The organism is Rhizobium sp. AAP43, from assembly GCF_001296045.1.
GTDB lineage: Bacteria > Pseudomonadota > Alphaproteobacteria > Rhizobiales > Rhizobiaceae > Allorhizobium.
Genome location: NZ_LJHS01000066.1, coordinates 16,852 through 30,863, shown reverse-complemented (window position 1 = coordinate 30,863; position 14,012 = coordinate 16,852). Strand labels below are relative to the sequence as shown.

Below are 14,012 nucleotides of genomic sequence, written 5' to 3'. Positions count from 1 at the left end.
ATCTGTTCTTCTGACTGGAGCCGCCGGACGATCCGGCGGTGGGGAAGCGGTGGATGAGGAGAGATATAGGCGCTGTCACCTTACGGCGAACTGTACGGCGGATGAAATCTTCGTAATGTTTGCGGGACATTGAGGCGACAGGGGCCGCAAATTGACTTGAGGCTGCATGGACCTATGCTCCGTATTACAATCGGAGTAAAAAATGATGTCAAAACAGCAATTGTCTGATCCCATCACACTTCGACTGCCGCTTGATGTTCTCGCCGGAACCGAAGCGGTTGCCGGTGCCTGCGACCGGAGCCGCAGCTGGATCATCGTGCGCGCGCTCAAGAGTTACTTGGCTCAGGAAGGGCGCGAGGTCCTGGAGATTGCGGAAGCGCGGAGAGCAATCGCTAATGGAGAGGGTATCGATGCCAAGGAGATGAGTGTACGCACCGGATGACCAGTAAATGACAAGAACTGCCAAGAGGCATGACCCCGCGACACCCCAAGGGCCACGGCCAGAGACGCCACTCAGAGAAAACTTAATCTCGTTCTTCTCGCCAACTTTCTGTCTAGACTTCTTCATCCGAAATACTTTGCTCCGTTTGCGTAAATAATACGCCCCAACAGAAGCTGCTTCGGAGGAAGCGGGTCAATATCCATCGATTTTTTATTGGGCTTTTTCGTCTTATCCCCAGCAATCAACAGCAGAGCGAGGGCACGCTTGACAGCCTAAGGCGCGATTCGGACGACCACGGCATGAACGCGGCCCACTTAGACTCCGGCAGCGGCTTCATCCGACAAGCTGGACAGAGCAGACCAAGAGGGCAGCGAACCGCGTTGACCTTCCGAAAAGACGGCCGTTCTGGGTGGCTATCACATCCACTATGACGTCGGTCCCGATGGCGTTCGAATTCTGACGATCCGTCATGGTCGCGAGCGAACACCGGACCTGCAGCTGGATGATGACACCGACTTCGAAACGCCCTGATCACTCGCCGTCGAGCAACCTGCCCAGCCGTGCCTCTTCCTCGGCCGACAGTTTGGCCGTCGGCCGCGCCGCCCGCCTGCGGGCACTGACCACCGCCACGATCAGGCCGATCACCACCAGCACAAAGGGTGCCCCCCAGAGCGCCAGCGTGCGCACGGATAGCCGCGGCTTCAACAGCACGAATTCGCCGTAACGCGACACGACATAGTCCAGCACCTGCGCGTCGCTGTCGCCATCCACCAGCCGCTCGCGCACCACGACGCGCAGGTCGCGGGCAAGCTCGGCATTGGAATCGTCGATCGACTGGTTCTGGCAGACCATGCAGCGCAATTCCGCCGACAGCGTTCGCGCCCGCTGTTCGAGCACCGGATCGGACAGCACCTCGTCGGGATTGACGGCATGGGCCGGGAGCGGAGCGAACAACAGCGCGAGCGTGAAAAGTGCGGCCCAAAGTCCCCCTCTGGCCTGCCGGCCATCTCCCCCACAAGGGGGGAGAAACCTCGCGGATGCCGCTTGCGCCTTCGTCCAAGGCTGCATGCGGCGCAAAAGCCCCTCCCCCTTGCGGGGAGGGGTTGGGGAGGGGTTCCTCGGCGCGCTCATTCCGCAGCCTCCAGTGCCGGTTTCACCGCGATCTTGGCCCGTTTCGGCGCGCCGACACGAAGCCTGCGATCCGACAGCGAGACGACCCCGCCCGCCATCATGACAAGCGCGCCGTACCAGATGCAGAGGATCCACGGCTTCCACCAGACGCGCACCACGATGCCGCCATCGGCCATGGGGTCACCCAGCGAGACATAGAGCTGGCTAAAGCCGAAGGTCACGATCCCGGCTTCCGTCGTCGGCATGCGCCGCGCCGGATAGAGCCGCTTCGACGACCAGACATCGGCCACTTCGACGCCGCCCTTGCGGATAGTGAAATGGCCCTGATCCTCGGTATAGTTCGGGCCGCTTGCAGCCCGCATGCCATCAAAGGTCAGCACATAGCCGCCGGCTTCCGCCGTCATGCCGGGCTTCATCTCGACCACGGTTTCCGTCTCGAAGGTGGTGACGGCCACAATCCCGATGACCGTCACGCCGAGGCCGAAATGGGCGAGCGCCGTGCCGAAAGCCGAGCGCGGCAGGCCCTTGAACCGGCTGAGCGCCACAGAAAAGCTCTGCTTGCCAAAGCCGCCGCGATAGAAGAGGTCGGCAATAGCACCGGCCATGACAAAGAAACCGAGCGCCAGGCCGCCAACGGCCATGACCGGTCCGCCATGCTCGACGTAATAGAGCGCCAGACCCAGCACGAGCGCAACGCCCGCCGCAAGGTACAGGCGCTGCAAGGCACCGAGCAGATCGCCCCGCTTCCAGGCAAGGAAGGGACCAAACGGGACGGCCAGCAGAAGCGGAATCATCAACAGCCCGAAGGTGATGTTGAAGAAGGGCGCACCGACAGAGATCTTCTCGCCGGTCAGCGTTTCCAGAAGCAGCGGATAGAGCGTGCCGATCAAGACGGTCGCGGTCGAGACCGTCAGGATCAGATTGTTGAGAACCAGCGCGCCTTCGCGCGAGATCGGCTGGAATAGGCCACCGGCCTTCAGCATCGGCGCACGAAAGGCAAAGAGCGACAGCGCACCGCCGATGAAGATCACGAGAATGCCGAGAATGAAAACGCCACGGGTCGGGTCGGTGGCAAAGGCATGCACGGAGGTCAAAACGCCTGAGCGGACGAGGAAGGTGCCGAGCAGCGACAGCGAAAAGGCGATGATCGCCAAAAGCACGGTCCAGATCTTCAAGGCATCCCGCTTTTCCATGACAAGCGCCGAATGCAGCAATGCGGTTCCGGCAAGCCACGGCATGAAGGAGGCGTTTTCGACCGGGTCCCAGAACCACCAGCCGCCCCAGCCGAGTTCGTAATAGGCCCAGTAGGAGCCCATGGCGATACCAGCCGTCAGAAACACCCAGGCGGCCAACGTCCAGGGTCTGACCCAGCGTGCCCAGGCCGCATCGATGCGGCCGTCCATCAGGGCGGCGATGGCAAAGGAGAAACAGACGGAAAAACCGACATAACCGAGATAGAGAAGCGGCGGATGGATGGCGAGGCCCACATCCTGCAACACGGGGTTCAGGTCCTGCCCCTCGCCCGGGATCGGCGAGAGCCGGTTGAACGGGTTGGAGGTCATCAGGATGAAGAGCGCAAATGCCGAGGTGATCCAGGCCTGCACGGACAGAACATTGGCCTTCAGTCGATCCGGCAGATTGGTGCCGAACCAGGCGACCATGGCGCTGAACAGCGTCAGGATCAGCACCCAGAGCATCATCGAGCCCTCGTGATTGCCCCAGACGCCGGAGATCTTGTAGATCATCGGCTTCAGCGAATGCGAGTTCTCGTAGACGTTCTGGACCGAGAAGTCGGACACGACATAGGCGTAGGTCAGAACGCCGAAGGAGAGCGCGACCAGGAGGAAGAGCGCATAGGTGCCTGATGTCGCGACCGCCATCATCGCCGCATCGCCCTTTCGGGCACCGATCACGGGGAGCACGGAAACGATCAGCGCGACCGCAAGGGCCAGAACCAGCGCATAGTGACCAAGTTCAACGATCATTGGAGCTTTTCCTTGCCGCTGAGTTCCACCCCTTGCGCCTTCAGACGATCCGCGACGTCCTTCGGCATATAGGTCTCGTCGTGTTTGGCGAGCACGGTATCGGCCACGAAGACGCGGTCGCCCTCGCGGAAACTGCCCTCGGCCACCACGCCCTGCCCCTCGCGGAAGAGGTCCGGCAGAATGCCCGTATAGGTCACCGGCACCGTCGCCAGCGTGTCGGTCACGGTAAAGGTGATCGTCGAGCCCTCACCGCGCTTCACCGAGCCATCTTCGACGAGGCCGCCGAGCCGGATGCGCGTGCCGGCATCGAGCTTCACCGTCTTCAAGTCGCCGGGCACGTAGAAATAGGCAATGGTCTGGCTGAAGGCGAACATCACCAAAAGCACGGCTGCCAAAATAAACCCCATGCCGCCGGCAATGACGGCCAGTCTCTTCTGCTTGCGGGTCACGGCGTCTTCTCCTCGACTTCAAGGCCAAGTTCGCTCGCCATGGCGATCAGCTGCCGGCCCTCGGCGGTCTCCGCCGGAAAGGCCTTGAGGCCATCCCGCAGCGCGCCTTGAGCGCGGTCCTTGTCCTTGAGCATGGCATAGGATCGCACGAGACGCATCCAGCCTTCAAAATTCTTGGGGTCGTCCTTCAGCTTGGCGTCGAGGCTTGCCACCATGCCGCGGATCATCTCGCTGCGGTCGCCCGTCGACATGGCCTGCGCATTGGCAATATCCTCGGCGGTCGGGTTGCCGAGCGGTGCCGGCGCGCCACTGGCTGCCGGATTGGCGGCAAGACCCGGCGGCGTTGCCGCACCACCGGCCAGCGGCAGGCCGGCGCTGTTGGTCGCGATATGCCGGTTGATCAGCTCCATCCACGGGGCTTCCGGCGGCGATGCCTTGGCGATGTTCTCGAAGGCAACGAGTGCCTCGGCCCGGCGGCCGGATTGCTCCAGCGCCAGCGCCAGATAATAGTCGGCGCGCGGATTGTTCGGCTCGATCTTCAGCGACGCTTCGAACGCCTGCTGCGCATCTTTCACGACAATGCCGTCATTGCGGGTCACGAGCGTTTCGCCAAAACCGGTCATGCGTTCCGCATCTGGGCCGAGAAGCCGAATGGCATTGCGATAGGCAAGCTCTGCATCCTCAAGCCGTCCCATGCGGAAATAGACCGGCGCCACCACGGCCCAGCCATTGCCGTCCTCGGGATTGGTCGCAAGATGTCGCTCGACCTGGGCGACCAGAAGCTCGACATTGTCGCCGGGATTGGCAAGCCGTGCCGCAAGCGGGGCATCCGGCATGCCGGGATTGCCGGACGCCAGATAACCGGCAAGGCCGATTGCGGGAAGACAGAGAAGGATGAAGGCCTGCGACAGCCGGTAGCGGCCGGGTTTCGGCGCCTTGGCAGCCTCACCCTTGGCACCCTCACCCTTGGCGTCTTCGCCTGCCGCGCCCGCGTCGGGCTGCGGTGAAGCCTTGGCGCGCGCATCGACACCCAAAAGCCGCCGGCCGATTTCGGCCCGCGCATAGTCGGCCTCCTCGGCGGAAATCAGTCCGCCGGCGCGGTCGCGTTCGAGTTCGCGCAACTGGTCACGATAAACCGCCGCCTCCCCCTCTTCATAGCGCGATGCGAGGGCCCTGGCCCTGAGCAACGGCGACAGGAGAATGAATGCGACGACGACCGTCAGAAGCGCGGCGATGATCCAGAACAACATGAGAACCGATTACTTCAAGGCAATGAGCTTTCCAATCGACAAACCGCCTCTGACGTAAAATTGAGGCGATTGGCCGCAAGCTCTCTCTAGGACGCCATAACCTGCCCATCCTTGATGCAAGTCAAGTGGTGGCCGCGCTGCAGCCGCACATCCAACCCGTCAAAGCCTTGTCAGCTCAGCGGCGTCCAGGTCCCGTCGCTGTTGCGGCAGGCCGCACCGCGTGCCTGGAGTTCGCGACCCTCGCTGATCACCTTGTGGGTAAACTGGCGGCAGTTCTGCTGGCCGACCTGATAGGGTGCTGCCGCAACCACCTGGCCGCGCACTTCGCCGCCAACCCAGGTCACGGGCTGGCCGCCAGGGGCTGCTTCCAGCGCCCGGTATTCGGCTTCCAGCGCACGCTGGGTCTCGCTGTTCGACAGCTTCACGCCGGTGCGCGAGACGATGCCGCCCTGCAATGCGGATATGTACAGGGCCGAGCCCGTCGCAGCGCTGCCCTGCGTCGTCGTGCAGGCCGACAGTCCAACAGTGGCAGCCAAGGCCACGGCGACAACTCCAAAGCGCGATACACCCATCAGATCAACCCAGTTTCCGTCGACATTTCGTATACCGCGCAAAGCGCCCTCGCCCGAAGCCCGCGACAACGAGCGCTTCTGACACGTTCTCATACAACTATGGAATTTCACAGGAAAATCAATCACGCAGTCTCCTTGCTCACAGCTGGGAGTATCACCTGTGCGCGAAGTCCGCCGAGCGGGCTGCGGGAAAGACCGAGAGACCCCTGGTATTCGCCCGAGATTTCCTTGACGATCGACAGGCCGAGCCCCGTTCCCGGCTTGCTCTCGTCGAGCCTGCGGCCGCGCTTCAGCGCCTCGCCGATCTGGTCGGGCGCCAGTCCCGGCCCGTCATCCTCGATGATCAGTTCCACCCAGCGGCGGCGCCCCTCCGTCGCGTCTTCTTCACGGACCACGGAGGAAAGCCGGGTGACGACCTTGGAACGGGCGAAACGCGCAGCGTTTTCCAGGAGATTGCCAACCACTTCCTCGACGTCCTGCTGCTCCATGGCAAAGGTCAGGTCAGGAGCGACCTCCAGGTCGAAGCTCACTTCGGCATTCAGCTTGCGCATGACGCGCACCAGCCGCTCAAGCGCGGGCTGGGCTTCGGTGCGGGCGAGCACGCTGTCGCGCTGGGCGGCAATGCGGGCGCGGTTGAGATAGGTCGCGACCTGCGCCTGCATCGCCTCGGCCTGTGTCGTCACGACACCGGCATGGGTCTTGTCGAGCGTGCGCGCCTCGTTGAGCAACACGGCAATCGGCGTCTTCAGCGAATGGGCGAGATTGCCGACCTGCATGCGGGCGCGCTCGACAATGCGTCGGTTGCTCTCGATCAGGGCGTTGATTTCCGTCGCAAGCGGCATGATCTCGCGTGGGAACTCGCCCTCCAGCCGTTCGGCCTCGCCGCGCCGGATGCGCTCCAAGGCGCGCCGCGCCCTGTCGACGGGGCGCAGTCCATAGACGATGGCGCCACCGTTCAGGATCAGACTGCCAATGCCGACCACGGCCAGCGCCAGGTTCAGACGGCTGGCGAAGAAGGCGATTTCCTCTTCCACCACCTCGATATTGCCGGTCACCCGAAAGCGCGCCGCCCGCCCCTGGTCGTCCAGCACCACTTCGGTTTCAACGACGCGGATAAGGTTTCCGACCTCGTCCTTCATCTCGTAGAAGCGCTCATAATTGATGTCGAAAGGCGTCTCGGCCACATCGGGTGTCGCGAGGTTGGAAACGCCAAGCGAGGCGGATGCGAGCGGTGCTGCCGTATAATTGCCGATCGGCTCGACCAGCCAGTACCAGCCGGTCTCGGGCTGGGAAAACCGGAGGTCGCCCAGCGCCGGCGAGCCGGTCAGGCTTTCGCCGTCACCGATCGAAACGGAATTGACGACATTGTAGAGCTGGGCGCGCAGGAGATTGTTGAAGCCGCGCTCGACGCCCTCGCGGTAGAGGGCGGAAATCGCCACCGCAATCGTCACCAAAGCCAACGCCGACCAAAGGGTGGCGAGGATCAGGACGCGCGCGGTGAGCGAGCGGATCTTCATGCCGTCGGGGCTTGGATGCGATAGCCAAGGCCGCGCACGGTCTCGATCATGTCGATGCCGAGCTTCTTGCGCAGCCGGCCGACAAAGACCTCGATCGTGTTACTGTCGCGGTCGAAATCCTGGTCGTAGAGATGCTCGACCAGTTCGGTGCGCGAGACCACCTCGCCCATGTGGTGCATGAGATAGGAGAGAAGCCGGTATTCATGCGAGGTCAGCTTCAGCGTCACGCCATCGACGCTCGCCTTGGAGCTCTTGGTGTCGAGACGCACAGGGCCGCAGACGATTTCGGAGGATGCATGCCCCGCCGCCCGGCGGATCAGCGCCCGAATGCGGGCGAGCACTTCCTCGACATGGAAAGGCTTGGTCACATAGTCATCGGCACCGGCATCGATGCCCGCCACCTTGTCCGACCAGCGGTCGCGGGCCGTCAGGATCAGCACGGGCATGACCCGGCTTGCGGCACGCCATTTCTCCAGCACGGTGATCCCGTCCATCTCCGGCAGGCCGATGTCGAGAATGACGGCGTCATAGGGTTCCGTGTCGCCCAGGAAGTGGCCTTCCTCGCCGTCAAAGGCCTTGTCGACGACATAGCCCGCTTCCTGCAGGGCTTCGACGAGCTGGCGGTTGAGGTTGATATCGTCCTCGACGACGAGAATGCGCATGCTGTTCCCCTTGGTTCGGCAGAGATCGGCGGTGTCGCCGGTTTTACTGCGACACCCGCCGGGTGACCTTGCGGGGCCGCTCATTGCCGCTGCCCTGTACGAGCACGACGATCACGCATTCACCGCCCGATTCGCGTACGGAAAGCAACTGTCCGCCCTCCTCGGCCGCCACCCGCATCGCGGCTGCCCGGCAGTCGACGGCGCGTTGCGCCAACATCTGTTCGCCCGCGGCGAAGGCCTCGCCACTGGTCACCGGCTGGACAGCCACGGCGAGCGCAAGCGCCAGTCCGGTGATGTTCATGAATGCTGCCATTGCGTCCACTTCTGCATGGGGATCGATTGTTATCGACTATGTACTGCAGAGCGTCTGAATGGCAAATGAATGCTCATAAAGCTTCCGCCACTGTCAACCGTCACCGGTCACAGCCCGGCGGAAGCGGTTCACCCACCCACCTTCACGCCTGCCCGGCCTCACCGGGTTGAGATCGCGACAGCCGTTCGAGCGCCTTGGGATCAGAGGCCGCCTTCAGCAGCATGGGCCAGTCATCGGGTGGGTTGCCATCGTCCAGCATGCCGGCGAAGACCCGATAGGCGTCGGTGCGGGCTCCATAGGTCCTGAGGCTCTGATCGTCATTGACCCAGGCATAGATGATGATCCGCGCCGCAGAATTGTAGCGAAAGAACAGGCGAAACCGCCCATTGCCGAATTTCGCCCTGAACCAGTGCTTGCGATCGGGGCCGAGCGTGCCACCCTGCCGGAAAAAAGACGATGCGGGATCGGCCGGGATCCTGTCGAAGATCAGGGCGTGGATCGCCGCCAGAAGCTTGGCATTGGCAGTCGGTGGCGGTCTATTCCCCGCCTTCGCCGTCTGGCGTTCAACCGCCGCCGTCAGCCGCTCCATCTGGTCGAGAAACAGCGGATGGGCAAGGATGATCCAGCCATTGACCGTCAGCATGGCATCAGAGGTCGACCTCTCCCTCTATCGGCTGATCGAGGTCCACCGCCTCTCGTCCAACCAGCGCCTCCATCCTTGCCTTCAGTGCTGGCGGAAAAGCCGCGATTGAGCGTTCCGGATGGGCTGTCATATCCTTCGCCAGGAAGTCGAGGAAGCTGTCCATCACGGGATCGCTCTCCTCCACGTCGTCACGCTCGACATAGACGCGGTTGGCCTCATCGATGCAAAAGGCAATCCGGCCGCCGAAATCGACACCCAGCGCCTCGCGAATGGGTTTCGGTACGGTGGTCTGCCCCTTGTCGGTGATGGTGCTGACCTTGCGGAAAGTCTGGTTCATGGGACGTCCTCCAGGATCAGCACCAGAGTAAGGAATAATCCTTACTTTGTAAAGTCACCCGCCCACGCTCTTGGTCGCCGTCACGCGGCCGTAAAGGGCGAGCAGACCGCCGAACGTGCCGGCGAGAAGCGTCAGCGCGTCGGCGAGTTCGGCCTGATCGGCGTCGCCGAGATCCAGGCCCGCCTGGCGCAGAAGGGGCGAGGCAATGGCAATCAGCGCCCCCCAGACGGTTTTCGACTGATACCAGGGTTTAAAGTCCAGCATGGTCCTACTCCTTCTTCCTGCTGTAGATGGCTTCCTGTTGATCTAGCTTGCTGTTGATCTGGCTTGCCGGTGATCGTGATGGGTCATTCGACCGGCAGAACCGCCTCGAGCGGCGCGCCGGCCACCAGCCGACCCAGCTGGCGGATGCGCACGGAAAGCGCCGTTTGCGGCGCGCCGAAATCGGCTGTCTCTTCGGCCGCGGCATAGAGAAACCGGGGTTCCGTCACCTCGGCGCTTCGCCGCAGCACGCCGCCATCGAGGATCTCGATCCGGTAGCGCGCTTCGCTCTCGTCGAGCGGGATCTCGCCCTCCGTCCAGCCATCGGCCTCGATCCGGCCCCGGCGGATGAAGGTGAGCGTGATGTCGCCGGCCAGTTGGCGAACCGCGCGTGCATGCACCGGCGCAAGCGGCGTCTCGGCCTGCAAGCCGCCAGCCTGAACAAAGGGTCCGGCGCGGTCGCTCAGAAGCCCGATCGGTTCCAGAATCCAGTTGGTCGCCACACCGCGCTCGGCAGCGGCAAGCCCAAGCGGCCGCACCGCATCGTCGAGCAAAACGAGATCGGCCCCGACAGCGGCCGTTGCCCGCATCGCCGCTTCCGTGCCGCCCAGCCCGCGCAGCAACCCGGTCAGCCGGAATCGGCCAGGGCTGACTTCCTCCGCATCGCGAAAACCGATCACCTCCCAGCCGCCCGTGATTGCGCGCACGGCAATCCGGTTCTGCCCGGCAAGCACCGCCAGCCGGCTGACCGAGGCAAAGGCCCCGCCAAAGAGATCGACCACAACCGAATTGCCTTCGTCGAAACGCCCGCTCGGCCCCGGCCCCAAAGGCTCGACCAGTTGGCCCATGGTCGCCGGCCGGTCGAGCGTCAGCCGCAGCCGATAGCCTTCCGCCTCCGGCGAGGACGACACCGCGATCCGCCGCCAGGGTCGGCCGAAAGCCGCGACCGAGGCATCTCCTGTGCTGGCTCCGCCCTCCAGTCGCGGCAGGTCGAGAAAGATCACGCGGGGCGCAAAGCCCTGAGAGCCGCCCGTATCCGGCAGCCGTCCCGGCTCGTTCGTTGCGCTCGGGGCCGCCGCCCTGCCGGCAAAGGCGCGCAGCGTCAGGCGTCGCTCAAAGCCCTCGTCGATCTCGGAAACCAGAAACCGCCCCTGCGGCCCATCGGGGAAGCGCAGCACATCGCCCGGCTCGACCGCGATCTCCTGTGGTGACAGCGTCAGTTGCAATGTGCGCCGCGCCAGCCGGTTGTCGCGCAGCCAGCCTTCGGCCGCGGCCAGCGCCGTCTCCTCGGGCATCACCGCCGGCAGATCCCGCGCCAGCTGCCTCAGCGTTGCTGCCTCCACCTTGCGTGAGCGCACGCTTGCCTCGCCATAGTCTGCGGCCGGATCGTAAAAGGTGATCAGCGCCTCGGAGGCAAAATCGCTGTCATGGCCGCGTGTCTCGCTCCACAACGGCTCTCCCTCGGTGGCCGCCAGCACATCGATCACCCGCGCCGGCAGGCTCGCATGGGCGCGGCGGCGGAACCGGAGCGTGCCGCCATCCTCCACCACGTCGATCTGGAAGATCGCGATCAGCGGCTCGATCAGGTCGCGCGCCGCGTTCAGGTCGCCCTTCACATAGCCGCCGAGATCGCCCGCCACGGCACTGACATCGAAATCCTCAAAGCCGTGATCGGTCAGGATCGCTGCAATCGTATCGGCCAGTGTTGCCGTGCCCAACCGTCCGTTCAGCCAATGGCCCGTGCGCCAGTTGCCGCCGTCAGACCATTGGCCGCGATCCTCGGGAAAGGCCGGATAGGGCCGCGCATCCCAGGTCCAGAGAAAGATGCGGGCAGGATCGACCATGCCGGCCGGCGCATCGCCATCCGCCCAATGGTCGAGATGGGCTTCGAGAAACCGCCGCTGCGCGCTATCGGATCGGCTGCCGGTGGAAAAATACGGCCGCCCGCTTTCCGCCGATTTGGCGTCGACAAAGACATTCGGCTGGTTCGCCCCCTTGTCGACCGCCGCACAGCCAAGTTCGGTAAACCAGATCGGCTTCATCCCCGACACCCAGGCCGTCGGCGCGGCCTGTTCAATACCGCCGATCCGGTTGTGATGCGGATTTGCCCACCAGCCCTCCAGATCCTTGAAGCGATAGACCCAGGGCTTGCCATGGGCGCCATCGGTGATCGGCGTTCGGATACGGGCCTGCCGGTCCGCCTCGCTTCCATAAAACCAGTGATGCCCCTCGCCTCCCGTCAGCATCCGGGCAAAACCTTGGGCGTCGTCGACGCCCGAAAATCCATCGGGGCTTTCCGCTTCGAGATCCTCGTCGCGCCAGTCGGCCAGCGGCATGTAATTGTCGATGCCAACCGCCGTAATGTCAGGGCTCGCCCAGAGCGGATCGAGATGGAAGAAGACATCGCCCGAGCCATCGGCCGGCTGATGGCCGAAATATTCGCTCCAGTCCGCCCCATAAGTAATCGCCGTCGAAGCTCCGAGCAGGTCCCGCATTTCGCCCGCCAGGCCCACAAGCGCCTCGACAAAGGGAAACCGGTTGTCCCCGTCCCGCAGTGTCGTCAGCCCACGCAGTTCCGAACCGATCAGAAATCCGTCAATACCGCCCGCTTCGCTGGCAAGCTCCGCATAGTGCCGCAGAAACCGCCGATAGCCCTCCGCCCTTGCAACAAACGTCTCCACCTGCGTCCGTGCTGCCGCCGTGCGGTCGACACTGGCCGGATAGGCCGTCACGCGCCCGCGCCAGGGATAGGCCGCCTGCGCCGCTCCGCCATAGGGATCCGGCAGCGCATTGGTCTGCGGAATGTCCATCATCAGGAAGGGATAGAGCATCACCTTCAGCCCCCGCGCCTTCAGGTCGCGGATCGCTTCCACCACACTGTCATCGCTCGGCGATCCGCCATAGGCCGGTCCGCCCTCATGGCGCGAGACCAGATGCGCCTCGGCGCGGGTCAACCCGCCCACGCGCCATGCCCGGCTCTCGCTCGTTCGTGCCGCAACCTCGACGCCCGGCACGATCCGGCACTCGCCGCAGCGCAGATCCGTGCCGAACCAGGCAACAACCAGCGCCACGGTCTCCAGATTCGGGCAGAGCGCCTGCAACTCATCCATCGAGGCCTGCCAGTCGGTGTCGGCCGTCAGCGTGTTGCGGTTCAGCCAGCGCTTTTCGCCCGGAGCCGGCGCGTCCGACACCCGTGTCGTCGCATAGCCATGTTCGGTGGCGCCGGGGATGATCGTCACCGCCCGGATCTTCTCCTCCAGCGCCCCCACCGGCCACATCACTTCAAATTGCAGGAGCGGAATGCGATTGCCGAAATCATCGAGCGGCAGGCGCTCGAAGACGACATAGGCAAGCCCGCGATAGGCAGGCACCTTGCCCGCCCCCTGTTTGGCCTCAATCAGCGGATCGGCCTGCTGGCCGTCTCGTCCGCTATAGACGCGCATTTCGATCTCGCTCAGGTCCAGTTCGCGGCCATCGGCCCAGACCCGCCTGATGCCGGCAATCGACCCCTCGCAGAGCCCAAGCGCCAGATTGGCGAAATAGCGATAGGTCGTGGTCCGGGTGCCGCCGGTCGATTTCGACCCGCTCCTCTCGGTCACCGCCTGCTCCTCGAAACGCGTCGCCCAGATCAGCGTGCCGCCAAGCCGGGCCGTGCCGTAAAGCCTTGGGATCGCCGTGCCTTCGCTGGCACCGGCCAGCCGCGCCGAAGACAGTCTCGCCCCGGTCACCGAACTGCCGCCAAGCAGGCTGCGGTCGATCGCACTGCCGGCGAGCGCCCCGGCTGCCCGGCCGAGAATGCTGCCAACCGGCCCGAAGACCGAACCAAGCGCGGCACCGGCCGCCTGCAGGAGAATGGTCGCCATCAGCGCGTCCTTTCGGGAAACCGATAAATCCCCGCAATCCGCCGCCGCCAGCCCGGCACCAGCGCCGAGCGGATCACCGCTGATTGCTCATAAGCATGAATGAAGGCATCGGGCGTTTGGCTGAAGGCGGCAGGGGTATGCTCCCCCCTCTCCATCCGCGCCAGAATGCCCGCATGTTTCGCCGCCATGCCGGGGCGAAAGCGAAACAGCACGAGATCGCCGGCCTGGGCTTCCACCAGCGACCCCACCGCCTGAAAATGCCGCTCGGCGGCGCCGATCAGCCGCTCCTCGCCGGATCGTTCCGCCCAATCCGGCGCATAGGCCGGCACCACCTCGGCTTCTGTGCCATACAGCGCCCGCCAGATCCCGCGCACGAGCCCCAGGCAATCGCAGCCGACACCCCTTGCCGAGCCCTGATGCCGATAGGGCGTGCCGATCCAGCCCTCTGCAAGGGCCAGGATCTCATCCTGGATGGTCATGGAAAAACTCCCGGCGGATCGAAACAAGACCAAGCCACAAGCCGCAGCCTACTCTTCTCCCCATCGGGGAGAAGGTGGCCTGAAGGGCCGGATGAGGGTCCGTGGAGC

General features: G+C 64.1%; 14 protein-coding genes. 1 reads left to right on the top strand and 13 read right to left on the bottom strand.

Features of this window, described 5'->3' with window-relative positions; all coding sequences use genetic code 11:
• The first annotated feature begins 205 nt into the window (after positions 1–205).
• Positions 206–442: a CopG family ribbon-helix-helix protein gene (locus IP76_RS22995; protein ID WP_082352684.1), complete on the top strand. Its 237-nt coding sequence runs from the start codon at positions 206–208 to the stop codon at positions 440–442.
• 531 nt (positions 443–973) lie between these two features.
• Here IP76_RS22995 and IP76_RS22320 read toward each other — a convergent pair.
• From IP76_RS22320 to IP76_RS22260, 13 genes are all read right to left on the bottom strand, one after another.
• On the bottom strand, positions 974–1,396 hold the full coding sequence (locus tag IP76_RS22320; RefSeq protein ID WP_054160446.1) for a cytochrome c-type biogenesis protein: 423 nt from the start codon (positions 1,394–1,396) through the stop codon (positions 974–976).
• Positions 1,397–1,569: 173 nt separating this feature from the next.
• On the bottom strand, positions 1,570–3,558 hold the full coding sequence (locus tag IP76_RS22315; RefSeq protein WP_054160445.1) for a heme lyase CcmF/NrfE family subunit: 1,989 nt from the start codon (positions 3,556–3,558) through the stop codon (positions 1,570–1,572).
• Positions 3,555–4,007, bottom strand: a complete 453-nt coding sequence (ccmE, locus tag IP76_RS22310) for a cytochrome c maturation protein CcmE (protein ID WP_054160444.1) — start codon at positions 4,005–4,007, stop codon at positions 3,555–3,557. Before ccmE ends, IP76_RS22315 begins: the two co-directional genes overlap by 4 nt.
• Positions 4,004–5,257, bottom strand: a complete 1,254-nt coding sequence (gene ccmI / locus IP76_RS22305; protein WP_054160443.1) for a c-type cytochrome biogenesis protein CcmI — start codon at positions 5,255–5,257, stop codon at positions 4,004–4,006. The genes ccmE and ccmI overlap by 4 nt, the downstream gene beginning before the upstream one ends.
• Before the next feature lie 170 nt (positions 5,258–5,427).
• Entirely contained in the window at positions 5,428–5,829 is a 402-nt protein-coding gene (locus IP76_RS22300) for a hypothetical protein (RefSeq protein WP_054160442.1), read from the bottom strand.
• A gap of 122 nt (positions 5,830–5,951) precedes the next feature.
• Positions 5,952–7,346 carry an ATP-binding protein gene (locus tag IP76_RS22295; protein WP_054160441.1) on the bottom strand — a complete coding sequence of 465 codons (1,395 nt, stop codon included), beginning with the start codon at positions 7,344–7,346 and terminating at the stop codon, positions 5,952–5,954.
• Entirely contained in the window at positions 7,343–8,008 is a 666-nt protein-coding gene (locus tag IP76_RS22290; RefSeq protein ID WP_054160440.1) for a response regulator transcription factor, read from the bottom strand. The genes IP76_RS22295 and IP76_RS22290 overlap by 4 nt, the downstream gene beginning before the upstream one ends.
• Before the next feature lie 43 nt (positions 8,009–8,051).
• Entirely contained in the window at positions 8,052–8,321 is a 270-nt protein-coding gene (locus IP76_RS22285) for a hypothetical protein (protein ID WP_156318695.1), read from the bottom strand.
• Positions 8,322–8,463: 142 nt separating this feature from the next.
• Entirely contained in the window at positions 8,464–8,964 is a 501-nt protein-coding gene (locus tag IP76_RS22280) for a type II toxin-antitoxin system YhaV family toxin (protein WP_054160439.1), read from the bottom strand.
• Between the two features lie 4 nt (positions 8,965–8,968).
• Positions 8,969–9,301 (bottom strand): type II toxin-antitoxin system PrlF family antitoxin, encoded by a 333-nt coding sequence (locus tag IP76_RS22275; RefSeq protein ID WP_054160438.1) that lies wholly within the window; start codon positions 9,299–9,301, stop codon positions 8,969–8,971.
• A gap of 54 nt (positions 9,302–9,355) precedes the next feature.
• Positions 9,356–9,565 (bottom strand): hypothetical protein, encoded by a 210-nt coding sequence (locus tag IP76_RS22270; RefSeq protein WP_054160437.1) that lies wholly within the window; start codon positions 9,563–9,565, stop codon positions 9,356–9,358.
• 83 nt (positions 9,566–9,648) lie between these two features.
• Positions 9,649–13,425, bottom strand: a complete 3,777-nt coding sequence (locus IP76_RS22265) for a glycoside hydrolase TIM-barrel-like domain-containing protein (protein WP_054160436.1) — start codon at positions 13,423–13,425, stop codon at positions 9,649–9,651.
• Positions 13,425–13,904: an NlpC/P60 family protein gene (locus IP76_RS22260; protein WP_054160507.1), complete on the bottom strand. Its 480-nt coding sequence runs from the start codon at positions 13,902–13,904 to the stop codon at positions 13,425–13,427. The genes IP76_RS22265 and IP76_RS22260 overlap by 1 nt, the downstream gene beginning before the upstream one ends.
• Positions 13,905–14,012 lie beyond the last annotated feature (108 nt).